Below are 24,008 nucleotides of genomic sequence, written 5' to 3' on the forward strand. Positions count from 1 at the left end.
AAAGCCAATTTTTTAAATTCAGCGAGTATATATTTATTTTTTGATTAATTAAAAGTTAGGTTTTTTATGGATATGGTTTCTTTAAAATTTATTGGTATAGGGCTTATGGCTATCGGCATGTACGGTGCGGCTCTAGGCGTTAGTAATATATTTAGCTCTCTACTTAGTTCAATAGCACGAAACCCTTCAGCTGCAGAAAACTTACAAAGAATGGCTCTGATCGGTGCAGGTCTTGCTGAAGCAATGGGGCTTTTTTCCTTTGTAATTGCTATGTTACTTATTTTTTCTTAAAATTCATTTTTAAATAAGATGCCTCAATTTGATATTGCTACCTATTATTCACAAATTTTTTGGCTTATCGTTACTTTCGGCTTATTGTATATCTTTGTTTATAAATTTATCACTCCAAAAGCCGAAGAAATTTTTAATAATAGACAGACAAATATTCAAGATAATATTACGAGGGCCGATACGCTAACCCAAGAAGTAGAAAAGCTAAATAAATATTATAACGAGGAAATAGACAAAACAAATACCGAAATAGATAGGCTAAAAAAAGAAAAAATAGACTCTTTAGAATCAGAATTTTTAATTAAAAAAAAGAATCTAGAGCAGGATTTAAAAAACTCTATAAATCACAATATTGAAGATATAAATTTAGCTGCTAAGCAATTTAGAACTAATAAAAGCGAAGCAATTATAAAGCTTGCAGTTAATATTATTGAAAAAATAGCCGGAGCTAAAGCAGATATAGATAGCTTAAAAAGCCTACGTCATTGCGAGGAAAATTACGAAATAATTGACGAAGCAATCCAGTAAAAAAATGTATAACATTTTTTTATTATTTTTCTGGATTGCCACACTCCTTGCAGTCGCTCGCAATGACGATATTGATAATTAGGCAATAACGTAAAAAAATAAAACAATGAATTTCCTAGATGAAAGCTTTTGGCTTGCCATTAGTTTTATAATTTTTGTATATTTAATTTATAGACCGGCAAAAAAAGCCATTTTAAATTCTTTAGATGCTAAGATTTTAGAAGTCCAAGAAAAAGTTCTAAAAGCTGAAAAGTTAAAAGAAGATGCTGCTTTGCTCTTTGAACAAACCAACGCACAAATACAAAAATTAGAAACTTTACGCTCTCAAATGATAGAAGAAAGCAATGAAGTTACTAAGAAAATCATTCAAGAAAAAACTAAAGAAATTGAAGAATTTTTAGAGCATAAAAAATCTGATGCTATACAGTTAATTCAAAACCAAAAATCAACTGCAACTAAAGAGCTACAAGATGAATTTTGTGATGAGGTAATAAAACTTGTATCCGAATATTTCCAATCAGCTAAATTTTCAGAAAGCGACATTGCTAAAAATTTAATGGATAAATCTTATTCTTCTCGTGATGAGGATAAAGCTACATAGCCACACAACCGCTACCTAGCAATTTCCTTAAGATTTCCTCGTCATTAATACATGCCCGTAATATTGAGCCGTCAATAAAATACTCCGGATGTTCGTTTGTTATCTTGTTGGTTAATTCAGGATAGGCTCTAGTGAATTCTTTTACACAAGCGAAGTTTTTGCTAAGGCTGTTAATCGCCCCTAAGCAAATTGCTTCAAAGCATAACATTTTAGCTATTTCTATATTTTTAATATTAGATAAAGCTCCTAGTTGTTTTGCTAAATATCTATCGCCTAAATAGCCTTTTACCCCCCAATTTCCTAAGATTGAGAACTTACTACTCCATTTATCTTTAGCCGCATTAATATATATTTTATTTAAAACTCTTTTTGTATTTTTTGTTTAATTTCTAATGTAACTTCCTCAAAATCACCTCGTTGTAATATAAACTCCCTAGTTTCGTTATTTTTTATAAATTCCGGGGCTTTTTCCTCAAGGTAATTTTTTAATTCTTTAGTAATAGCATAATTTGAACCTAAAGTTTGCATAAACATTAAATAAGCTTGTTTATAAAGTTCCGTTGACTTATTAATATCGCTTAATGTTTCATAAGCTAAGCCTACATGGTCGTGCCTCCGTATTGCAGTTTAGAGTAAATAGTCTATAATCCTCAAACAGTAATAAGAGAGAATTATAGTTAAGGAGTTATGGCAAAAATAGATGTTAAGTGTAGATATTGTAACAACACAGAAGAAGTAATAAAGTCAGGATATTCAATTTCAAAACAACAGAGATATCAATGCAAGCGGTGTAATCGATATTTTCAATTGGAGTATATTAATAATGCATCTAAGCCTGGAGTTAAGGAGCAAATAGTAGAAATGTCAATCAACGGCTCTGGAGTTAGAGATACAGTAAGAGTATTAAAAGCGGGTATCAATACAGTTATCCGTGTTTTAAAAAATCTAGTATTAAAAACAATAAATCATTCTATCAGTACAACAGAAGTAATTATTGCTCCTGAGATAGATGAACAATGGTCTTATGTACAGAATAAATCCAGACAACGATGGCTTTGGTATGCCTTGGATAAGATTTCGTTAAAAGTAGTTGCTTATACGTTTGGTACAAGATGTGATAGCACATTAGAATCATTACTGAAAAAACTAGAGAATTTCAAGGTGACTTTTTACTATACAGATGGATGGGGGAGTTATGCTAGGTTATTAGACCCTAAAAAGCATATTATCAGTAAAAAATACACTCAACGGATAGAACGAAGTAACTTGAACCTTAGAACGAGATGCAAGAGGCTTGCACGTAAGACAATCTGCTTTTCCAAGTCATTGGATATTCATGATAAGGTTATTGGTACTCTTATTGAACGTATAGCTTTTTAATAGGCGTAACTGCAATATGGAGGCATGACCGTTGAAGAATATGCAGTTATAGAGCCTTATCTTAACAGTATAATGAATATACCTAACGATAAGGCACAAGCAATAATTACTACTAAAGATAAAAATTTACATAGTGATTTAAAATTACATAAGGATTTAAATATTGAATTAAAGTATTTTAGCAAAAAGAAGCAATATCATATCTAGAAAAATCTTTAGGAAATAGATTAAACGAGAAAGATATTTATAAATTAGTAGAAGAGTTTGGTAGTAAAGATGCTGCATCACCTTATAGGTTATCTAAAGCAGTAGCGTATTTAAAAGAAAATAAACTACTTAAAGTAGATGATTATATTAATTACTTTAAAAATAGCAAAGATGATCACATAGAAACCGTTTTATTACTACAATTATTAGAAAAATCACCGGCAGCTTGGCAAATATTACAATATTCGGCATATTTAGACCCTGATTTTATCAGCATAGAGATTTTCAAAGAATTATTTCTAATAGATGAAGAAAAGCTACAAGAAGCTATAAAAAGGTTAGAAGCACTATCATTAATGAATTTAACATATCAAAATGGACAAGCCGGTTTACAATTACATAGGTTAGTGCAGTCTATAACAAAGCAATATATAAATAAATATAAAGAACATGCAATAGATGAAAAAGAGATTTATACAAAATTAGTAGAAGTATTAGATAATTTATTTCCTTATTTAACAGCTGTTCCAAACGAAGACTGGGAAAATGCTAAATTACTTTATTCACATATAATAAAAATATTAAGCGATGATAATATTAAAATCAATGAACTTAGAAAAGCAAATTTATATAAAAAGTTAGGGAATTATAATGAAAGCGTGTTATATAAACTTAAGGACTCATTAAAATATTACAAAGAAGCATTAAAAATATTTCAAGAATTATATCAAAGCAATCATCCTTATGTTGCTGACTCTCTCAATAATGTTGGAGCAGTATATGCAAAATTAGGAGATACTAAAGAAGAGCTGAAATACCTAAAAGAAGCTTTAAAAATGTCGCAAGATTTGTATCAAAGCAATCATCCTGATATTGCTGCCTCCCTTAATAATGTCGGTTTAGCTTACCGAAATTTAGGTAATATCTCTAAAGGTCTAAAATATTTAAAAGAAGCTCTAAAGATGAAGAAAAGTTTATACAATGGCAATCATCCTGATATTGCTACTTCTCTTAATAATATTGGTGAGATTTATATCAGTTTAGGCAATATCTCTAAAGCATTAAAATATTTTAAAGAAGCTTTGAATATGTTTCAAGAGTTATCTAATAGCAATCCCTCTTCTATTGCTAATGTCCTTAATAATGTTGGTAAGGCTTATCGAATCTTAGGCAATGCTTATAAAGGTCTGAAATATCAAAAAGCAGCTTTAAAAATGTTACAAGTAGTGAATCAAAATAATTACCATAATATTGCTATTTTTCTCAATAATATTGGTAGATCTTACCGAGGTTTAGGCGATATTTCTAAGGGTCTAAAATATTTAGAGGAAGGTCTAAAAATATTTCTAATAGCATTGCAATGGAATCATCAAGATATTGCTGGCTCTCTTGTTAATGTAGGCGGTCATGCCTCCATATTGCAGTTACGCCTATTAAAAAGCTATACGTTCAATAAGAGTACCAATAACCTTATCATGAATATCCAATGACTTGGAAAAGCAGATTGTCTTACGTGCAAGCCTCTGCATCTCGTTCTAAGGTTCAAGTTACTTCGTTCTATCCGTTGAGTGTATTTTTTACTGATAATATGCTTTTTAGGGTCTAATAACCTAGCATAACTCCCCATCCATCTGTATAGTAAAAAGTCACCTTGAAATTCTCTAGTTTTTTCAGTAATGATTCTAATGTGCTATCACATCTTGTACCAAACGTATAAGCAACTACTTTTAACGAAATCTTATCCAAGGCATACCAAAGCCATCGTTGTCTGGATTCATTCTGTACATAAGACCATTGTTCATCTATCTCAGGAGCAATAATTACTTCTGTTGTACTGATAGAATGATTTATTGTTTTTAATACTAGATTTTTTAAAACACGGATAACTGTATTGATACCCGCTTTTAATACTCTTACTGTATCTCTAACTCCAGAGCCGTTGATTGACATTTCTACTATTTGCTCCTTAACTCCAGGCTTAGATGCATTATTAATATACTCCAATTGAAAATATCGATTACACCGCTTGCATTGATATCTCTGTTGTTTTGAAATTGAATATCCTGACTTTATTACTTCTTCTGTGTTGTTACAATATCTACACTTAACATCTATTTTTGCCATAACTCCTTAACTATAATTCTCTCTTATTACTGTTTGAGGATTATAGACTATTTACTCTAAACTGCAATACGGAGGCACGACCATTAAAAGTTATTACTTTCAACTATTATTTTTATTCTGAATTTAAAATTAGATTATTTGAGGTAATGAGTTTATAGGAAAATATAGAATGGTGACCCCTACGGGACTCGAACCCGTGTTCCCACCGTGAAAGGGTGGTGTCCTAACCGCTAGACGAAGGGGCCTTTAAAGTAGGCAAATAGATATATTAGTCATACCGTGGCTACGACCGGCTCACTTTTTTTGTTGTCATTCCGTGATTTATTCACGGAATCCAGTTAAAAATACTAATATTAGTATTTTTAGTTTTTTTCTGGATACCGTGGACAAGCCACGGTATGACAGTGATGGAATTAATCTACGGCATGACAGTAAGTTAGAAGTTTTATACAACAACTTTGCCAATATTGCAAGTATAAAAATTATAGGTTTACCTTAAGCTTAACACTACCTTGATGGCTTCTATAATGTTTATTTAGATAATAATTATAATCCAAAGAAATAGTAGTATTCTTGATACTACCTATAATACCCGTTCCTAAATTATAGGATGTTTTCGGTTGCTTCGGTATTAGATAATCCTGTTTGAATGTATTATCAAATATTTTAACAACTCTATTTATTCTTTGGGTTTTCTCTTTAAAATTATGTTCTACCGCTCCTTGGAATGTTAGACCTAAATTATTAAATTTTAGAACATCTTTTAAAGGTACTTTGACTTTAGTACCGACAATTCCGGACAATATATTATTCTCTTTCATTGTAAGAGCTATTTCTTGTACGTTAATACCGGTTTCATTATATATCCCGTCTCGTGACTTCCCGTATCTTAAACCGATATTTGGGGTAATAACAAGCTTGTTCTGCAAAAGATAATTATAATTCAGTAATGCTTCCGCATTATAACTATGATTACGATGTTTTACATTACTTCTAATTTTAGTATCACCGTATGAATAAGTTGTCTTATCTTTAATAAAGTTTTTAGAAGCAGATACTAAAGCTTGTAGTGCAAAATTCCTCGGTAATTCTTTTTGTCCGTAAATAGAAACCACATGACTATCAATAAGTTCTTTGTCATTATTTTTACTATTTTTAAATTTAAATACTGAATGAACATTACTGTAAGCTATACCTAGAATATTATTGTCGATTTCAACGTCAAACCCAATAGTAGCACCTTTGTTAGTACCTCTATAACCGGTCATATTTTCTACGCGTCCATGATTATTAGTACCGTAAATACCACGCATCCACAAACCTCTTTTTATACGAGATTCTTCTTCATCACCGGCTCCTACCGCTACCATATTATTAGACATATTCATAGATGCATCTAATCTATTACGAATCATATTATTTACAATAGTATTAACAACTTTCGCTTGATTTAAAGTAGGAGCATTTTCTGAAATTTGCGTTTGCATTTCTTTTTTTGCTTTCTGTTCAAGAGGAATAGCCGTATCAACTTCCGTTATTTTAAGGTTACCCCCATCGGAATCGGATAATTGCTCTATTATTTCTTCTTCCTCTTCAAATCCTGAATCATAACTTTCTTCATCTTCGCTACCATCGCCTAATGCTAAACATTCCTTTTCTCTACCATCACTTAATGCTAATGCACACTCATTACTTGATACAGGTAGTGCAAGTAACCTTTTATCTCCTGCTTTTTGAATACCAGATTCTGTTACTTCTGTGTCTTCTTGTTCTTCATTGCCTGCAGGTAAGGTAGATTCTGATTTACCATCTGACGCTGGAATTTTATCCATTTCACGATTGAATTTTTCAACCACCTCATCTAAACTACTGACTAAAATTGCAATATCTTCGTCTGAATTATATTGTGGATCCAAGGATATAGGAATTTCTGCATCGTATTTCTTAAGCTCTTTATTTATTTCTTCAAAAGAAAAAGCTTGATCAAATGCTAACGGGTCTTTTTCAGCTCTACTCAAAACCTTACTTACAAGTTCTTCTTCTTCTCTCAGCACTTCAATCTGCTGAACGATTTGAGCAGCTCCTGAGCTTGTACTTAGCAATTGTTCCAGTTCTTGCCTTTTAACTATTACTGCCATTTGATATGTCCGTAGAAGAGCTAATTTAGTTTCACTTGAATTTTTATCACTACTATTGGCTATCTTTGAGCTTGATTGGTCCGGAGTTGGACAGCTATCCTCAGCTCCATATCTATGACCTACTCCTATATCTCCTGTATTATCCCATGATAAATCTTCATTACTACCAAATATATTTAGGCTACTAGCTGAAGCTGAACGCCTTAGTGGTTTATCCTTTTTAGAACCGCTTAAATCTTCTAAGCCGTTAATTGAAGGTGAACGGGATAGATTTGATTCTGTATCGCTAAGTAAATCGCTTATGTCGCCAACTGAATGGGAACGTGATAGCTCTGAGCTGCCTGTGTCTGAATATCCAGCAACTTGAAATAAAGGATCTATGGCTTTTATATCTTGTTCTAACTTTGACTGTTTTTTCTGTAGTTCCAAATGTTTTATAGCTAATTCCTCAAGTTTTGGATCATCTTCACATTGATTACGTAATAGAGAGTACTGTGCTTCAATAGCTTCTATATCAGTGATTGTTTGTTCATGTTTAAGTTTTAATTTTCCTAATTTTATAACATTAGAACTGCTTAAATCATTTAAGCTCTTAATTGACGGTGAACGAGATAAATTTGATTCTGCATCACTGTTTAGACTACCGAATGAAAAGGAAAGCGATAGTTTTGGTATTTCCAATTCATGGTTTTGCTCATCTTCATTGCTAAGCAGGCTGTTAACAGAAGATGAAGGTGATAACACCGACTTATATTCTGCTTGCTTTAATTGTGATGATACAGATCCAGCTAAATCAAGAGCTTCTAGACTTTTTGATCTAGGTTCTTTTAACTGTTGCGATTCTGCAAGAACTGCTAAATCCAAACTATTAATGGAATCAGTCACTTTTTTAGGCATCTCATAATATTTCTTTCTATGCTCATCACGAAGGTCTTGCGTTAATTTAAAGCTATTATTATGTTGCCCAAATAACTTAGCTGCATTTTCTACTGCCTCTTTTGCTTGAGTACTATTTGGAGTTTTTATTGCATTTTGAACAGCTTGGCTATGTGCCGCTTCAGCTTCTACTAGTTTAGCTTCTTTCTCTTTCTGCCTATTATATGTTAATATGGGTCGTATTTTAGGATGAACTTCATTTGCCACTGCTCTAAATTCATCATCACTTAATGCTGATGTTTCTGATAATAACATATATGTTATTATCTGGGACTTTTCTTGCTGTATTTGGTTTAGTGAAGAAAATGACGCTAGGTTATTTAATTCCTCTACATATTGAGGTATTACCGAAGCACCGATTGGCAAACTCCCAAGTCCTGAATCAATGCTTTTAAGCCCCTCTTCTCCCGGCTGTGGGTCTAAATATGTTGTAAAGTTAGGATTTGAACCTTCTTTTGAACGTTTTTCCAGTAGTGCCTGTTGCATCTTTAATACTGAATCACTTTGTGCAGTTTGTGTATGCACATTACTCCAATCTTGATTAAATCCAATATCTACATCTGTTTCTATATTATTAAAGTATTTATCCGCTCTGCTTTTAATAGCGTCCAATTTTTTTTCTGCTTTTGCATTATGTGCTTTTATATCTTCCGGTTTGTTTATTAATGCCTGTTGTAATCCTTGATAGACTTCAATTGCTTCTTGGTAATCATTTTCTATTCCCTGTAAAGCTAAATTAAGTGATTTTTGTTGTGAAGGACTGGTTGTTTGCAGTATTTCACTTCTTTTTACATCTAAGTCACTTATAAGTTGAGCTGCCTTTTCTATTAATTTACTATCTACGCTTAAAATAAGCTCCTTATGATGCCCATTTCCCGAACCTTGACCAAATCCAGCATCTTCATCTGTTTCTTTACCTAAAATACCGCTTGGTAAGCTTCCCAAGCCTGAATCCATACTTTTAGGGTCTGCCACTTCTTGATTCAACAACATTACTGTATGAGGTTGCTGCTGAACTTTTATTGGCTCTAAGTACCCATCTTCATCTTCCTGCAAAGTTCTCTGAAACTTATCACTTAATTGCATGGTTGGCTTTGCTGTTAGCGACTGGATAGAAATAGTAACAGCAGAAGAAGCTGTTGACGGAGTAAGAGCTAGTCCCTCTAGTTTTTTTATATTTTCTCCAATCTTATCATTTGTTACCATTGCAACATGATTGTCCATTTGCTCTTGCAGTTTTTTTAGCTTTGTTCTACTTGCTTCCTTTTTTGCATCATTCAATATTTTTTGAGCTTCATCTGCCGTCGCTTTTATATCTTTTTCTTGCTTCTTTATTTCCGATAATTGTTTTTGTGCTTCTTGTCTTTGCTTTTCATCCTCTATAGCTCCTACTTTTAATTCTAATTCTTGCAACCTGTTCGATGTTGTATTAGCATTTGATATTTGTTGCATTTTTTTTGCAATATCTTCCCTGATTCTTACTATATCTCTTGCTTTTTCTTGTTGATGATTTTCTTCTTTTCTTTTCTCTTTCAGTCCTTTGCTTATCCTCCGCTTGTTGCTGTTTTTTTGTTTTTCTACAGCAATATCTTGTTTAACAGCATTGACTTCCTGCTGTTGAGTAAGCACCTCTAGTTGTTGCTGCTGATTTAAGAATGGCCCAGCCGGCGTCATTTCCGTAACCGGAGCTTTTACTTGAGGTTTTATTAAAACTACCTTATTTACTGAAATATCTATTTCTTCAGATAACCTATTTGCTTCGTTGTTTTTAGTTGTTAACTTTTGTTGAAGTTCATCTATTTTTTTATTATTTTCTTTTAATTTTGCATTATCTTTATCCAATTCACTCTTATTTTTTTCATCTAATTCTTTTATTTTTATTCCTATCTCTGCAGCTTCTAATTTTAGTTTTTCTGTTGTTTTTTGCGATGAAGCTATCTGTTGTTTTAGCTGTTGTAACGGTTTTTTATTTTTTTTGCCTTGGGTATTTTTAATTGTCGATTCTACTTCAGCTAACTTGATTCCTAACATCTCATTAACTCGTAATATATTGCTTACCATCTTCGCTGCAACCCCAGCACTACTCAACAATAGAGGTTTTGGAGGAACTGGAGGTTTAGCCTGGGTGCTAGGTTGTACTGTCTGTTGTGGCTCGCTACTAAACGATAATCTTCGTACCGCCTTTGAGTTTGTGTTTGGCGGTGTCTTAGCTCCCAAATTATCATTTGGTTTAGAATCTGGAGTAGGCTGATACGGAGTCGCCGGTATTGATGGAGTACCAGGTGCCGTAGTATAATGTTCCGGTGATGTCAGAGTAGTATTTGGTGTATTAGGTGCAGTGACAAAGCCATTTGAAGCTGGGCTAACAGTAGGCGAAGACGCTGTTATTATAATTTCTGGTTTTTGAGGCGTTTGCTCTGTCGGTTCAGGAGTATAATTATTTTGATTTTGCTCTACTTTTTTAGCACCTACAAATGTTTTTCTTCTAGTAAGTGATCGTACTTTTCTCACTTTTCCGACATCAGACTTACTACGTGCTACCTTTATATAATTAGGAATATCATCTAATGAATTAGATGGATTAGATTGCTTAGATATTTCCATTTCTCTTATTTCAGATGAAGTATATGTGTTTCTTTCCGGTTCCGGTACAATCACTGTTCCTATCTGCTGCGGTGTACTTGTCGTATCTCTATTTTTGTTTGATTGTGGCAATCTGATCGATAATCTCTTACTAAGTTCGGTGCGAAATGCTTCTTTACTCATCGCCATTCCTTCAACAGGCATTGCCATTACCGCTCCTACTGAAATAGAGGCCAGAAGAGAATATTTTAAAAATCTTGATTTTTTTAGTAAATTTTGTTCTGTTAACTTATTCATTACAAATATCTCAATTTAAATTAAAATTTTATATACATAAACGTTGGACATTATAATAAATAAGTTAATAAAAAGCAATATATAAGTTAATTTATCTTAACTTATAATTACGAGAGAATTTTATTCTAATTATTGAAATATAATAGATATAACGTATAATACATTTTTAACTTTCAATTGAAAATGCTACAATATTTTAAAATAACTTTGGAAGCAGAGTATAATAATTTAAATATTTGGTATTTTGTTAGTTTCATTTACGGTATTATTGTTTATTTTTCGCTTGATTTTGAGCTTTCATTTACAACAATTTTTTCATTTTTTGTGCTTGCTTAATATTAACCTTTACTAGAAATTCTAATATATTTTTACAGTTTACTTATTGGATGATTATTGCTTTTATTTTTGGCGTATTTATCTCTAAATATCGCGTGACAAATTTACACGGCGAAACACTTCATAAACCAATAATAACAAAAATTAGCGGCAATATAGAATCTATAAAACCGACTATTATAGGAGGACAAATAGTATTAAACAACATTAAGATTGAAAAAATTAACCGTAATTTACAAAAAGTTAAAATTAGTATACCAAAAAAATATATACAAGAAATTAGGATAAATGACAGAATTACTTTGCTTGCTAAACTCTATAAGCCGCAAAATGCTATACTCCCCGGGGGGTATGATTTTGGTTTTTACGCTTATCTATCGGATATAGGGGCAAACGGCTATGCCATGTCGCAGCCACAAATTATAGAACGTAACGAGACAAATTTTGATAGTTTTATTTATAGAGTGCGTATCTTTATTTATAATAATTTAATAGACAAGCTAGGAAAAGATAAAGGGAATTTTGCAGCTGCGATATTACTCGGTGAAACGAAAGGTTTAAACAGGCAAATAATGCAGGATATGAGGCAAAGCGGTATATCACACGTGCTTTGCGTTTCAGGTTTGCATTTATCTTTAGTTGTGATGATTATTTTCCTTACTACAAGATTTTTATTAAATCTCTCAAATTATTTGGCATATAATTTCAATATAAAATTAATCTCTGCTTATTGTTCGCTAATAGGAAGCTTTGGTTATTTAGAGCTAAGCGGTATGCAAATAGCAGCAACTAGAGCCTTTATTACTGCTGCAATCTTTATTTACGGTATTATTATCGGACGTTCTTGCTTTCCTCTTCGTTCACTTGCAATTGCGTCTTTTATAATATTATCGTTAAATCCCGAATATATTTTTCATCCAAGTTTCCAATTATCTTTTATCGCCGTATTATCCCTTGTCGCAGGTTTCGAGTTTTACTTAAAAAATTCATGGCTAATCGGGGAAAATAAAGGCATTTTTGGAGCAGTAAAATTTTATATGGCTTCAAATATTTTTTCAAGCTTCTTAGCAAGTATTATAACCGCTCCGGTAGTAATTAATCAATTCTTCATATTTTCCACTTATTCAGTGCCGGCTAACCTCATTGTTGTTCCGATAACATCATTTTTTCTTATGCCGCTTGCTTTGCTATCTCTGCCTTTTACTATGATTGGGTTTGATAGCTATATATTAATGATCATGGGATTTTTTATTGAAATAATAATAAAATCAGCCGCCTATTTTAATAGCTTACCGAGAGCTGTATGGTATTTCGGTTATATTACCAATTTCAGCATATTACTTTTTTTATTCGGTTTTTTTGGATTTGTATATGGAAAACTTCGTGGCGTTTGCTTGGTCTTGTAATTATGATAATATCTTTTATATTTATGTTCTACTCTCCAAAGCCGGAATTAATATTTGACATAAATCATATGGCAGTAGGCATTAAAGACAAAGACGACAAGCTTATAATTTATGCCGATAAAATGCCTACATTTAATAGAACTTATTGGGCTAATTGGTTCGGACAAAAAGATAGTATGGTGTTACCTTTAAAAGATAGTATTTTCATAACTAATCACGGACAGAAAATTATTATTAATAAAAACAATTATTGTAAAGACGCCGAAATTCATATCAACCTTAACTACAAAGCTAAATGCAAAGGAAGTTTAATAACGATTAATCATGATTTTTTTAAAAAAAGCCCTGTTATACTTATCTTTTGCAATAAAAAGGAATGTACGGTAAAATCAAATAATGCAAGTTATACATAAAACTTTAAAAATTCCTTCAAAAGGATATAAAAAAATCTTGAGCCTTTTAAATGAAAAAGGGCAAGCACGACTTATCGGCGGCTGCGTGCGGGATGCGTTACTAGAGAAAGATAGCTACGATATCGATATAGCTACTAATTTAACACCGGATGAAGTAATAAATATTTTATCAAAAGCTAAGATAAAAACCATCCCGACCGGCTTAAAATTCGGTACGATTACGGCTATTTTAAACGAGGAAAAATTTGAGATTACAACTCTCAGGAAAGATATCGAATGTAACGGCAGACATGCCAAAGTAATATTCACAAACGATTTTGCCGAAGATGCCGCAAGACGAGATTTTACTATTAATGCTTTAAGCTATTGTCCCTTTAAGAACGAGATATATGATTATTTTGAAGGATTTAAGGATTTGCAGCAGGAAAAGGTTGTATTTATAGGGGAAGCTCTAGATAGAATTAAAGAAGATTATTTACGAATCCTACGCTTTTTTCGGTTTTCTAGCTATTATGCGAATCAACTTGATGATGGCAGCTTTAAAGCATGTAAAGCTTTAAAAGACGGCTTAAAAACTTTATCACGAGAGCGAATAAAAAGCGAAATGGATAAAATCATTGTTTCAAAAAAAGCAGCACAAATTTTAGAAGCTATGTCCCACATAGGAATATTAGAACTAATATTCTCTATCCAAAATTATGAAATAAAATTTTTTGAGCAATCTAAAGAATTAGAATTAGCAACTAATTATGCTTTATTACTATATAATTTAAAAAATATAAATTCAAAGCTTCTTCTCGATTGGAAATTCTCAAGACAGGAAGCAATGCAAATATTATCGATACTAAACTTTCTGAATGATTCTGAAGCTAACATAAAAAAAATTTGGTTTGAAAAAAAGAACTATAAGGAATATTTATTAGCAGCCTGCATAATCGGTAAACTAGACCATTCACAAGTAAAAGAATTTATTTATAAATATGATACATTATTACGTCCGAAATTCCAAGTAAACGGTAATGATTTATTAAATATGAATATAGAAAAAAAAGAGATAGGAGCAAAGCTAGAATATCTAAAAAATTTTTGGATAGAGCAGGATTTCAAGCCTAGTAAATTGGAGTTGTTGGAGAAGTTATGAGAGATAGTGTGTTAAACCGTCATTGCGAGGAAAAATTGAAAATTTTGACGAAGCAATCTCGTGCCAAAATCCTGAGATTGCCACGCTCCTTTCAGTCGCTCGCAATGACGATTTTATTATGTCTCACCTTCTTCAGCCTTACTAGCTACGCTAAGCCTAAAATAGTTGTAAGTATTACGCCAATTGCTAGTATTGTTTCGATGCTTGTTAAAGATAAAGCCGATATAGAAAGTTTAGCTATTAGTAGCGACTGTCCTCATCATTATAATATAAAACCTAGTGATTTAGTAAAAGTTAAAAATGCCGATATAGCTATTTATATTAATGAACAATTTGACGGTTTTGCCGAGAAATTAATTGATAATCATAGCAAAAACATTATTAAAATTAGTGATATTAAATCTTTAACCATTATAAAAGATATAGTCAAATCAGTTGGATTTAATTACAAGGAGCGAGGAGCGAAGCCTATAACTAATAGGAGAGCGACAAGTGACGATGGAAGTGAATTCAAATCATTTGACTATAATTGGCATATTTGGCTTGATCTTGATAATGTAAGAATTTTACTACAGGAATTTGCACGAATATTTAGTGAAAAATTGCCTGAGCTACAAGAAGATATTAATAATAACCTTTCAATAGCACTTAAAGAATTAAACAAGCTACAAGAAATTAAAAATAACGAGCTTAGGGCGATAAAAGACGTAATTTTATTAAGTGATAGTAGCGAGTATTTTTTTGTTAATACTAATATTAAAACTGCAAAATTATATAGCGAAAGTCAGAAAAGCTTACGATATATACGCAAGCTAGAAGATTTAATTAAAGAGTCTAATAACAAATGTCTTGTGTTAAGTAGCGAACAAAATTCACGATTATACGATAAATTAAACGCTAAAATAATAATATTAAATAGCGAAAACTGGAATGTGAAAAATATTAATTCAAGCACTTTTCAGAACCAATATTTACAAATGATTAATCAAGTTAAAAAATGCTTATATTAAATAACGAAGAAGAGACAAAAAAACTTGCAAAACTTTTAGCACAAAGCTTAAAGCCAAATGATATAGTTTTACTTAACGGTGACCTTGGAGCTGGTAAAACATTTTTTTGCCGTGAAATTATTAAACATTTTTGCGGTGAAAATACGAGTATTATAAGCCCGACTTTTAACTTACTACAAACATATATAGTCAATTCAGCCTCCTTTGCATACAAGGAGCGAGGAGCAAAGCCTATAACTAATAGGAGAGCGACGAGCAACGCAGTAGGCGAGGGGGGATCAAGTGACTATAAAGCATCTAACTTCACTATCTATCACTATGATCTTTATCGTCTTAAATCACCTGAAGAAATTTATGAACTTGGATTTGAAGAGGCATTAAACGGCAATTTAATTTTAATAGAATGGTCTGAAATTATTAAGCATTTACTTACCCCGCCTTTAATCGAGGTAAATCTAGAAGTATTAGACGAAAATAAACGTTTGTGTAGCATTATAACAAATTCGTCAGAATCTTCCCTTATTGATTTTTTACAAGCCTCTCCGTTATTCGGTACAAAGCTTGATATTCAAAGAGGTAAAAGTCCTACTAGAAAAATTAAGTTATAATCATATCTATTTCTTTAACATCTTATCTAAAAAATCTTTACTCTCTTCCTCTGATAAAAAATCGCTTTTACTTGCATTTCTTGCTTGCATTGCCCAGTACATATCTTCAAACTGATTAAATTTCTCATATTCTTCAGGTGATATAAGAAGTTTGCCGTATTTATTTATAATTACTGGTGATTTTACTGCTTGAGTCATTGATGCTCCAATTTTAATATCTAGCTAATCAATTGTCATGTGATAAAAACGCCTTTTCAATAGGAAGTAACTTTAATTCCGGTAACATCGGCATAATTAAATCTATTCCGGCTTTTTCGTTACTATTACCGTGTACTAATATGAAAGAGCCGTCTTGAACTTTTTCGCCTTTAGCAAGCCAAGCATTGCTACCAAGCGGAATAAATCCTAAATCTTTTAGCTTTTCTATTAATGTTTGATCAGAAACTAATCCGGGGAAACGAAAGAAAGGTGACGGAGCAATATTATAACTTACTAATATTTTCCCTGCTTCTAATACTTCATTTTCAAAATCATCTTTATTGGAAAGAAGAAAATTATCTTCAAGAGGTTTATCTTTAAAGTAAGGATGACTAAATGAATGATTAACCCATGTTATTTGTAAATAACCGTTTTCTTGTTGCTTTAATAACCATAAGAACTCTTCAGTATGCTTATTAATCCATAAGCCTGAAACACATATAGCAATCGGAACAGGTTTATTTAGTTTGCTCGATAATTCTACGAGCTTTTTAAAAAAATCTTCTTCAAAGCTTTTGGAAGAAGGACACATATCAATTGTCAAGAACTGCCCTTTTACTTTATACATGCTACTCGTAGCACCGTAATTTTGCAGTATATAAGGTGCAGAGTTATATTTATTTAAAGCTTTAATATATGGAGTTTTATTTAATTTTTTTAGAAGATTTTCTTTTTCTGTTTTATTCGTAGGTAAAATTACCAGCTCTTGTAAGACTAGCTCAGTTTTAAAAGAATTTGGATCTACTAAAACGAAATACGCTTTGTCCTTATTTAAATAAGAACGAATGGCGATTTTCGTCTTTTTGTCATAAATTACAGGCAAAAATACCGGTTTATAATCAGTTATAATTGCTGCTTTTTCACTTGCATAACTTAAACTAAAAAACAATATTACAAAAATAAAACTTAAAATTCTTTTCACTTACTCTCGTTATCCATAACGTTTGTATAAAATTCTGCAATTTTCTCTTTTACCTCTGCGGAGTCGTTCATCAAATTAACGGCACCTCTAAACTCTGCCGAACTCGGCAAACCGCTACTATACCAACCAATATGCTTACGTGCAATAGGTACGCCCACAGATTCACCGTAATAGTCAATTATTGCCTCATAATGCTCAGTTACGATATCTAGCTGCTCTGCTATAGAAGGGGCGGGTTTTTCTTCGCCGGTTTTAAGATAATGTGCGATTTGCGAAATAAGCCAAGGCTTGCCGTACGCTCCCCTACCGACCATTATACCGTCTGCACCTGATCTTTGCAGAGCTTCTTTTGCCTTAGCAAAATTAGTGATGTCGCCGTTAGCAATAACCGGAATTTTTACCGCTTCTTTAACTGATCGTATAAAATCCCAATCGGCATTACCGGAATAAAACTGGCATCTAGTTCTACCGTGAACGGTAACCATCTGAACACCTGAGCTTTCAGCAATTTTAGCTAAAGCCGGAGCATTTTTCGTGTTATCATCCCACCCCATACGCATTTTAACCGTTATCGGAATCTTCACCGCTTTAACGGTAGCTTCAAAAATCTTAGCTGCCAACTGCTCGTCCCTCATTAGAGCCGAACCTGCATAACCACCTACTACCTTTTTTGCCGGACAACCAAAATTAAGATCGATAATCTTTGCCCCCATATCCTCGTTCATTTTAGCAGCTTCAGCTATTACATTCGGCTCACAGCCGGCTAGCTGCACGCATGCACTTGTCGGATCGTCATGCACGATAGCACATTTTTGCATTGACTGCCTAGATTTTACAACCATTGCCCGACTTGCTATCATCTCAGAAACTACAAGCCCTGCACCGAATCTTTTCACCAATTTTCTAAATTCTAAGTCCGTAATATCAGACATTGGAGCAAGAATTACATTTGAAGAAAGTTCTATATCGCCGATTTTGATCATAAAAAACCGTTATAAAAATAAACGCTCATAATATCATAATTAAGTATTTTTGTCTAATACTACTAATTAAGAATAGACAAAAGCCGATTAATCTATTATAAGCTTTAGTTATATTTGGTTTTTCTTACACCCTAAATAAATGAAAGAATAGTATAGACGAAGTTTAGTTTGGAAAAGAGCAAGGAGTTCACAAGACGAGGAACGCAGCGTATACTTATACGTGAGTACCGCAGTACTTGTAGAACGACGTAGCCAATTTTTCAAATTAAACGAGTATATACGGCCACGTAGCTCAGTCGGTAGAGCAAAGGACTGAAAATCCTTGTGTCGTTGGTTCAATTCCAACCGTGGCCACCATTCTCCATTTTTCGGTATTTCTACAAAGGTGTCAAACGGCGGATGCAGCATAAAGTCAAGCTTTTCGGCGTTTAAAGAAAGGTTAGAGAATGTTCAACCTTTCTAGTGATTCTTCTTTAAATCAATCTCCATTCATTTATTTATACTTCTAATTAAATATCCATTGCATTCTTAAAACTACTTATTATAGTTTATCCATATTCTAGTTATTTTTTTAACAAAATATTGAAATTTATAGAATTTAATAAGGATATAATAGTGCTCAAAGGACAATTTCAAACTCCGCAAGAAGCAACAACAACATCTCATGAAAAATTAATAGAATTTTTAAAGAAAAAGGATTTAGTGAGGAAATAGACAATTTAAGAAACAATAGTACTATACTTAATTTTAGATCTACTAACTTAGGTGACGTCGGAGCAAAGCTAATTGCCAAAGTGATTAAATTCAATAATTCTATTACTTACCTTGACCTTACGTATAATAACATAAGTACTGTCGGAATACAGGAATTAGCTGAAGCTTTTAAGTTTAACAATTCTATTACTCACCTTATCCTTAGGACAAACAATATAGATAACATCAGTGCAAAGCTAATTGCCGAAGCGATTCGATTCAATAATTCCATTACTCACCTTGACCTTTCAGGGAGCAAAATAGATGAAACCGGAATAAAGGAATTATCTAAAGCTCTTAAGTTCAATAACTCCATTACTTACCTTAACCTTTACATTTACAGAAATGATACAGGAATTGAAGAAATTAAACTTATAAACAGTTATGTAGACAGAAATAAAAATTTAGCAAAGAAAACAGGGAGAACCTTAGATGCAAAGGATAGAAATTTTTACCACCAAGAAAAATATAAAGCAGAGGTAACATCTATAAAAAAATCTTTTACAGAACAGAAAGTACAAACATTTGGTCGTGCCTCCGTATTGCAGTTTAGAGTAAATAGTCTATAATCCTCAAACAGTAATAAGAGAGAATTATAGTTAAGGAGTTATGGCAAAAATAGATGTTAAGTGTAGATATTGTAACAACACAGAAGAAGTAATAAAGTCAGGATATTCAATTTCAAAACAACAGAGATATCAATGCAAGCGGTGTAATCGATATTTTCAATTGGAGTATATTAATAATGCATCTAAGCCTGGAGTTAAGGAGCAAATAGTAGAAATGTCAATCAACGGCTCTGGAGTTAGAGATACAGTAAGAGTATTAAAAGTGGGTATCAATACAGTTATCCGTGTTTTAAAAAAATCTAGTATTAAAAACAATAAATCATTCTATCAGTACAACAGAAGTAATTATTGCTCCTGAGATAGATGAACAATGGTCTTATGTACAGAATAAATCCAGACAACGATGGCTTTGGTATGCCTTGGATAAGATTTCGTTAAAAGTAGTTGCTTATACGTTTGGTACAAGATGTGATAGCACATTAGAATCATTACTGAAAAAACTAGAGAATTTCAAGGTGACTTTTTACTATACAGATGGATGGGGGAGTTATGCTAGGTTATTAGACCCTAAAAAGCATATTATCAGTAAAAAATACACTCAACGGATAGAACGAAGTAACTTGAACCTTAGAACGAGATGCAAGAGGCTTGCACGTAAGACAATCTGCTTTTCCAAGTCATTGGATATTCATGATAAGGTTATTGGTACTCTTATTGAACGTATAGCTTTTTAATAGGCGTAACTGCAATATGGAGGCATGACCCTTGAACTGTATATTCCTCCCCTGCAGAATTAATACGCGTCTCATCTCGCATCTCATAGCTGTTAAGCTTGAACTGATTTCTTACTGTCTCAACATCACTATCAAGACGCTGATACACTATATTTTCCAGCTCCTCTGCGGACGCATGAAGCTTAACCTCCTGTCTATGACGTGACATGAGTACCAAAAACGCCTCATATCCAATAGAGCGGTCAAAATATACATGCATATTGTCCACCGTCTCACCTTGTAACTTGTAACCGGTTAATGCGTATCCATGATTTAACTTCACTCGTCTCTTATTGTTAAATGAATCTAAAAAAGTATTAATCTCAATTATATCCTTGTTGCCATCTGCTTTATGGACTAAGACCCGTAAAACCCCATCACCTTTACTATTTGCACTTCCTCCAAACGGATTGACTGACAATATTGTACCAACTTCTCCGTTACTAATGCCGTATCTTAAACTATTCTCTTCAAATACTATTTGGTCGCCTTTCATCAGCGGCAGCATTCGCTCGCCACTGCTAATTTGTACTTCAGTTCCCTTTAATGCCCCGTTATGCTTTAGCTCATCTCTTACTCTTGTATTAAACTCAGCTACCTTCTCGTTCGTATATGCTCCAATTGCTATACTTCTAATCGCTATTAAATCATCTCTCTTAAGATTATCTATCTGCTCAGTATATTCTTTAGCAAATGACGTAACTAAGCTGGTTTTAGCTTCCTGCTCATTATCCTTAATGTTAAATACGTCTAGTTTTCTATATATCTCAATGGCTTCCTGCATGGCAAAGCGTCCCATAGCTCTAGTCGCCTGCCTGTACTCTACTCTTTCCTGTCTTCTAACTTCAGTGAGCTTAACTCCTCCTGCAATCTTACGAGCTTTGTTAAACGCTCCAGTCATGCCAACAGCTGTAAACTGGTTGTTATCTCCAACAAGCACTAATTTAGCCTTAGACCTTAAGACCTCGTGAGCTAAATAGTCCATATTAGCAAGCTCTATCATGCTTGCCTCATCGGCTATCAATACAGTCTTACTATCAAGCACATCAGAACGTAAAAAGTTCAATATCGAATCACAACCAATAGATTTTAAATATTCCTCCTCCTCATAATAAATTAATCACAAAGAAATTATGGTATACTCGTATGCAATTAAAAAAAACAGTAGCTTTTGATCGCAAAACTGACGCTAGAAAGAAGATTATGCTTGGGGGATTGTTTGTTAAAGCAGGTCTTGATTATTTGCACCCTGATAATGCTCATATTCTTTACGGAATGTTACTTGATTGTAAAGAACAATTAATTATTAATCCAAAGATTATAGATAAGTGGAAAAGTAAAGGTAGGACATTATTGATCTCTAAAAATTAAACTATATTAATTTACAATTATTAATGCTATGCAACAACCATTACTACGCACAAAACTACATAACCTAATTCTTGCCAATGCATCATATAATGATATACACGATATATTATCTCAAGGAGCGAATCCTAGTGTAACAGATTATAATGAAGATACATTATTGCATTATGCAGTTATGATGAATAGAGCAGATATTGTAGAATTATTACTGCGATATCACGCTAATGTTTACGCTAAAAATAATGATGGAGATACCCCGCTACATATAGCACTTTATGAAAATACGTGTGCTGAGATTATTATGAATCTTATATTCTCAGGTGCTTGTCCGTATATTATAAATAATACCGATGAATCTGTTATAGATCTAGCTCACGATTGTTTAGATATTGAATTATTAGGATTAATATATCATTATCTAGATTCCGGAATTATTACCTAATTTTACTTGATCTTATGTACTGGCTTCTTTTAATAATAGCAGGACTTTTTGAAATAGCATTTGCTATTTCATTAAAATATTCTGATGGTTTAACAAAACTAAAACCAACGCTCCTTTTTATTTTCTTTGGAGCATTAAGTTTTACCTGTCTTGCTAAAACTCTGAATAAAATTCCTATAGGTACAGCATATGCCGTATGGACTGGTATTGGTGCTGCTGGCACCGCAATATTAGGTATATTCATCTTTAATGAGCCAATATCTATATTACGATTATTCTTTATTACTACTCTAATAATCTCAATAATTGGACTTAAATTCTCCTAAGGTTACTCTTATAGGGGGAAAACTATATGAGGTGTCTAGTTATCACATAAAACGATTATAAACAAGAAACAAATCATAAGTAATAATTATTTAGTTGAATAATATAATATACTGTATATAATTCCGTTTTTCATAAACGGAATTATATAAATGCCTATATTTAGAAGCCACAGTACACTAAGAAAGAATTATAAAAAGATAAACCAAGAGGGTTTTGCATCAATTAATACAAGTGACATCAATATGCCTGACCAGTATGGTAATACCCTATTACATATCTCCACAAAAAAAGGAAATGTCGGTCTAGTTCACGATTTAATTGCTTTAGGCGTCGATGCCAATCTTTTGAATAAAGATGGGCACACGGCTTTAGATATTGCAAACAACGCAATACTAAAGAATAAAAATAATAATAATGATCATATTGATATTGCTCAATTATTAATTAATTATAACAATACTAATAATAATTTATCCAGTACCCCACAAGAATTTAATACGAAAGCAATAACTATCGCTATAAATCATATAACAAATACACACTTTGTTGTTCCTTTAAATAAAGATGAATTAATACAGCTGATCAATAATAGCATTGTAAAGATACAGAAGATTTCGCAATCTCCTAATGTACCAATATCCAAAGTAGAAGAAGCTAACGCATTATGTAGTAAAGCTAAAGATTGTATACTACAACGATCACCTCAGACTCAAAATTCAGTCAATCTAGATATAGCCAAAGAAGCTGTCAGTGATACAACAAATAATGCCCAATTACCTGAGCAGCAGAATCATGAAACAGTATTTTCATACAATCAGGTTAGTGGATTACCTAAAATTAAACCTCCAGTACCACCAAAACCTAAAAATCTTATAAATAAAGATTCATTATTACAGCAGAAATATGTTGCAGAACCTAAGATTGAGAACAAGGCACAATGTACAGATAATGACCAATGGCATGAGATTGATCAGATAATGGCAGAATGCATACAATGCTTCAGTGATCAGGACACACACTTATTAGGAATGGACAATTTTGTACAATAAGTAGGATAGTGCATTGGTTATAGAAGTGAAGATTTAGTCCTACAATATGTCCAAGACATATCTTGGCTTCTATAATATGTAATACAATTCAGAATCACCAACTTAATAGCGTATTACATATTATACTTCCTGTGCAAGATAGCGATAAATCGAAGCTTTTGATAAATTGAATTCTTGCATCAGGTTTTTGATTTTAATACCTTGTTTTCGCTTTTCTTTAAGATCATTTAATTGTTGCTTTGTTAAGTATTGTTTCTTCCCAAACTGTACACCTCGCTCTTTTGCTTTTAGGATTCCATCCATTTGCCTCTCGGCTCTAATCTCAGTTTCAAATTGTCCAATTGCTCCTAATACATTAAATATTAACCGCCCAGTTGCATCCTTAGTATCAATATTTTGATCTAAAACTTTCAGGGCTACAGATTTCCGATCTAAAATCTCAGCTATTTTGCATAGATGTGCAGTAGAGCGTGCTAGCCTATCTAATTTTGTAACAATAAAGATATCTCCTTCACGTACATAATCTAATGCATTTTTAAGGACACTTCTTGTTCCGTCAAGACCG

At 32.6% G+C, this 24,008-nt stretch carries 22 protein-coding genes, 2 tRNA genes and 7 pseudogenes; 20 read left to right on the forward strand and 11 right to left on the reverse strand.

Annotated elements, in window-relative coordinates:
- Positions 1 to 66: 66 nt before the first annotated feature.
- The 3 genes from ACNFN7_RS05890 (at position 67) to ACNFN7_RS05900 (ending at position 1,420) form a co-directional block, all read left to right on the forward strand.
- A complete protein-coding gene (locus ACNFN7_RS05890; RefSeq protein WP_010420727.1) occupies positions 67 to 291 on the forward strand; it encodes a F0F1 ATP synthase subunit C in 225 nt (74 codons plus the stop codon).
- A gap of 18 nt (positions 292 to 309) precedes the next feature.
- Positions 310 to 819 (forward strand): F0F1 ATP synthase subunit B family protein, encoded by a 510-nt coding sequence (locus tag ACNFN7_RS05895; protein WP_485441211.1) that lies wholly within the window; start codon positions 310 to 312, stop codon positions 817 to 819.
- A gap of 106 nt (positions 820 to 925) precedes the next feature.
- The gene (locus tag ACNFN7_RS05900; RefSeq protein WP_485441212.1) at positions 926 to 1,420 is read left to right on the forward strand and encodes a F0F1 ATP synthase subunit B; all 495 of its coding nucleotides are present in this window, start codon (positions 926 to 928) and stop codon (positions 1,418 to 1,420) included.
- Here the strand turns inward: ACNFN7_RS05900 and ACNFN7_RS05905 are convergent.
- Positions 1,413 to 1,628: a hypothetical protein gene (locus ACNFN7_RS05905; RefSeq protein WP_485441213.1), complete on the reverse strand. Its 216-nt coding sequence runs from the start codon at positions 1,626 to 1,628 to the stop codon at positions 1,413 to 1,415. The two genes, ACNFN7_RS05900 and ACNFN7_RS05905, sit on opposite strands and share 8 nt — an antisense overlap.
- Before the next feature lie 149 nt (positions 1,629 to 1,777).
- A complete protein-coding gene (locus tag ACNFN7_RS05910) occupies positions 1,778 to 1,954 on the reverse strand; it encodes a hypothetical protein (RefSeq protein WP_485441214.1) in 177 nt (58 codons plus the stop codon).
- Between the two features lie 153 nt (positions 1,955 to 2,107).
- On the opposite strand from ACNFN7_RS05910, the gene ACNFN7_RS05915 reads away from it, so the two are divergent.
- From ACNFN7_RS05915 to ACNFN7_RS05930, 4 genes and pseudogenes are all read left to right on the forward strand, one after another.
- Positions 2,108 to 2,800 (forward strand): IS1 family transposase, encoded by a 693-nt coding sequence (locus tag ACNFN7_RS05915; RefSeq protein WP_485440450.1) that lies wholly within the window; start codon positions 2,108 to 2,110, stop codon positions 2,798 to 2,800.
- Between the two features lie 24 nt (positions 2,801 to 2,824).
- A complete protein-coding gene (locus ACNFN7_RS05920; RefSeq protein WP_485441215.1) occupies positions 2,825 to 3,007 on the forward strand; it encodes a hypothetical protein in 183 nt (60 codons plus the stop codon).
- A gap of 602 nt (positions 3,008 to 3,609) precedes the next feature.
- Positions 3,610 to 3,792: pseudogene (locus ACNFN7_RS05925) on the forward strand (tetratricopeptide repeat protein); the annotation flags it as partial.
- A gap of 51 nt (positions 3,793 to 3,843) precedes the next feature.
- Positions 3,844 to 4,497 (forward strand): tetratricopeptide repeat protein, encoded by a 654-nt coding sequence (locus ACNFN7_RS05930; protein ID WP_485441253.1) that lies wholly within the window; start codon positions 3,844 to 3,846, stop codon positions 4,495 to 4,497.
- On the opposite strand, the pseudogene ACNFN7_RS05935 reads toward ACNFN7_RS05930, so the two are convergent.
- The 3 genes and pseudogenes from ACNFN7_RS05935 to ACNFN7_RS05945 all read right to left on the reverse strand — a co-directional run bounded on the left by ACNFN7_RS05935 (position 4,449) and on the right by ACNFN7_RS05945 (position 11,085).
- Positions 4,449 to 5,131 (reverse strand): annotated as a pseudogene (locus ACNFN7_RS05935) (IS1 family transposase). The gene ACNFN7_RS05930 and the pseudogene ACNFN7_RS05935 overlap by 49 nt on opposite strands.
- A 170-nt stretch (positions 5,132 to 5,301) precedes the next feature.
- A tRNA-Glu gene (locus ACNFN7_RS05940) sits at positions 5,302 to 5,376 on the reverse strand.
- A gap of 237 nt (positions 5,377 to 5,613) precedes the next feature.
- Positions 5,614 to 11,085 carry an autotransporter domain-containing protein gene (locus ACNFN7_RS05945; protein ID WP_485441216.1) on the reverse strand — a complete coding sequence of 1,824 codons (5,472 nt, stop codon included), beginning with the start codon at positions 11,083 to 11,085 and terminating at the stop codon, positions 5,614 to 5,616.
- A 362-nt stretch (positions 11,086 to 11,447) separates the two neighbouring features.
- Between ACNFN7_RS05945 and ACNFN7_RS05950 the strand changes: the two are divergent.
- From ACNFN7_RS05950 to ACNFN7_RS05965, 4 genes and pseudogenes are all read left to right on the forward strand, one after another.
- Positions 11,448 to 11,777 (forward strand): annotated as a pseudogene (locus ACNFN7_RS05950) (hypothetical protein); the annotation flags it as partial.
- 225 nt (positions 11,778 to 12,002) lie between these two features.
- The gene (locus ACNFN7_RS05955) at positions 12,003 to 12,827 is read left to right on the forward strand and encodes a ComEC/Rec2 family competence protein (protein WP_485441254.1); all 825 of its coding nucleotides are present in this window, start codon (positions 12,003 to 12,005) and stop codon (positions 12,825 to 12,827) included.
- 2 nt (positions 12,828 to 12,829) lie between these two features.
- Positions 12,830 to 13,033 (forward strand): annotated as a pseudogene (locus tag ACNFN7_RS05960) (ComEC/Rec2 family competence protein); the annotation flags it as partial.
- A 190-nt stretch (positions 13,034 to 13,223) separates the two neighbouring features.
- Complete coding sequence (locus tag ACNFN7_RS05965) at positions 13,224 to 14,381, forward strand: CCA tRNA nucleotidyltransferase (RefSeq protein ID WP_485441217.1); 1,158 nt, start codon at positions 13,224 to 13,226, stop codon at positions 14,379 to 14,381.
- Positions 14,382 to 14,398: 17 nt separating this feature from the next.
- On the opposite strand, the pseudogene ACNFN7_RS05970 reads toward ACNFN7_RS05965, so the two are convergent.
- Positions 14,399 to 14,476 (reverse strand): annotated as a pseudogene (locus tag ACNFN7_RS05970) (octaprenyl-diphosphate synthase); the annotation flags it as partial.
- Between the two features lie 9 nt (positions 14,477 to 14,485).
- Between ACNFN7_RS05970 and ACNFN7_RS05975 the strand changes: the two are divergent.
- Together ACNFN7_RS05975 and ACNFN7_RS05980 are read left to right on the forward strand one after the other, a co-directional pair.
- Positions 14,486 to 15,391 (forward strand): metal ABC transporter solute-binding protein, Zn/Mn family, encoded by a 906-nt coding sequence (locus ACNFN7_RS05975; RefSeq protein WP_485441255.1) that lies wholly within the window; start codon positions 14,486 to 14,488, stop codon positions 15,389 to 15,391.
- A complete protein-coding gene (locus ACNFN7_RS05980; protein WP_485441218.1) occupies positions 15,379 to 15,999 on the forward strand; it encodes a tRNA (adenosine(37)-N6)-threonylcarbamoyltransferase complex ATPase subunit type 1 TsaE in 621 nt (206 codons plus the stop codon). The genes ACNFN7_RS05975 and ACNFN7_RS05980 overlap by 13 nt, the downstream gene beginning before the upstream one ends.
- 15 nt (positions 16,000 to 16,014) lie before the next feature.
- On the opposite strand, the pseudogene ACNFN7_RS05985 reads toward ACNFN7_RS05980, so the two are convergent.
- The 3 genes and pseudogenes from ACNFN7_RS05985 to dusB form a co-directional block, all read right to left on the reverse strand.
- Positions 16,015 to 16,101: pseudogene (locus ACNFN7_RS05985) on the reverse strand (type II toxin-antitoxin system Phd/YefM family antitoxin); the annotation flags it as partial.
- A 124-nt stretch (positions 16,102 to 16,225) separates the two neighbouring features.
- A complete protein-coding gene (locus tag ACNFN7_RS05990; RefSeq protein ID WP_485441219.1) occupies positions 16,226 to 17,179 on the reverse strand; it encodes a polysaccharide deacetylase family protein in 954 nt (317 codons plus the stop codon).
- On the reverse strand, positions 17,176 to 18,162 hold the full coding sequence (gene dusB, locus ACNFN7_RS05995; protein ID WP_485441220.1) for a tRNA dihydrouridine synthase DusB: 987 nt from the start codon (positions 18,160 to 18,162) through the stop codon (positions 17,176 to 17,178). The genes ACNFN7_RS05990 and dusB overlap by 4 nt, the downstream gene beginning before the upstream one ends.
- A gap of 281 nt (positions 18,163 to 18,443) precedes the next feature.
- Between dusB and ACNFN7_RS06000 the strand changes: the two genes are divergently transcribed.
- The 3 genes and pseudogenes from ACNFN7_RS06000 to ACNFN7_RS06010 all read left to right on the forward strand — a co-directional run bounded on the left by ACNFN7_RS06000 (position 18,444) and on the right by ACNFN7_RS06010 (position 20,218).
- Positions 18,444 to 18,519: transfer RNA gene (locus ACNFN7_RS06000), tRNA-Phe, on the forward strand.
- 437 nt (positions 18,520 to 18,956) lie between these two features.
- Entirely contained in the window at positions 18,957 to 19,484 is a 528-nt protein-coding gene (locus ACNFN7_RS06005; protein ID WP_485441221.1) for a hypothetical protein, read from the forward strand.
- Positions 19,485 to 19,524: 40 nt separating this feature from the next.
- A pseudogene (locus ACNFN7_RS06010) lies at positions 19,525 to 20,218 on the forward strand (IS1 family transposase).
- On the opposite strand, the gene ACNFN7_RS06015 reads toward ACNFN7_RS06010, so the two are convergent.
- Positions 20,196 to 21,323, reverse strand: a complete 1,128-nt coding sequence (locus ACNFN7_RS06015; RefSeq protein ID WP_485441222.1) for an AAA family ATPase — start codon at positions 21,321 to 21,323, stop codon at positions 20,196 to 20,198. The pseudogene ACNFN7_RS06010 and the gene ACNFN7_RS06015 overlap by 23 nt on opposite strands.
- Before the next feature lie 80 nt (positions 21,324 to 21,403).
- On the opposite strand from ACNFN7_RS06015, the gene ACNFN7_RS06020 reads away from it, so the two are divergent.
- The 4 genes from ACNFN7_RS06020 (at position 21,404) to ACNFN7_RS06035 (ending at position 23,443) form a co-directional block, all read left to right on the forward strand.
- A complete protein-coding gene (locus ACNFN7_RS06020) occupies positions 21,404 to 21,628 on the forward strand; it encodes a conjugal transfer protein TraD (protein ID WP_485441223.1) in 225 nt (74 codons plus the stop codon).
- Between the two features lie 28 nt (positions 21,629 to 21,656).
- Positions 21,657 to 22,067 (forward strand): ankyrin repeat domain-containing protein, encoded by a 411-nt coding sequence (locus tag ACNFN7_RS06025; protein WP_485441224.1) that lies wholly within the window; start codon positions 21,657 to 21,659, stop codon positions 22,065 to 22,067.
- Positions 22,068 to 22,081: 14 nt separating this feature from the next.
- Positions 22,082 to 22,393, forward strand: a complete 312-nt coding sequence (locus tag ACNFN7_RS06030; protein WP_485441225.1) for a DMT family transporter — start codon at positions 22,082 to 22,084, stop codon at positions 22,391 to 22,393.
- A gap of 150 nt (positions 22,394 to 22,543) precedes the next feature.
- On the forward strand, positions 22,544 to 23,443 hold the full coding sequence (locus ACNFN7_RS06035) for an ankyrin repeat domain-containing protein (protein ID WP_485441226.1): 900 nt from the start codon (positions 22,544 to 22,546) through the stop codon (positions 23,441 to 23,443).
- Between the two features lie 120 nt (positions 23,444 to 23,563).
- Here the strand turns inward: ACNFN7_RS06035 and ACNFN7_RS06040 are convergent.
- Positions 23,564 to 24,008, reverse strand: a 445-nt coding sequence (locus ACNFN7_RS06040; RefSeq protein WP_485441227.1) for a recombinase family protein, incomplete at its 5' end; no start/stop codon positions are given.

This window comes from Rickettsia sp. MAE-05 (genome assembly GCF_057319745.1).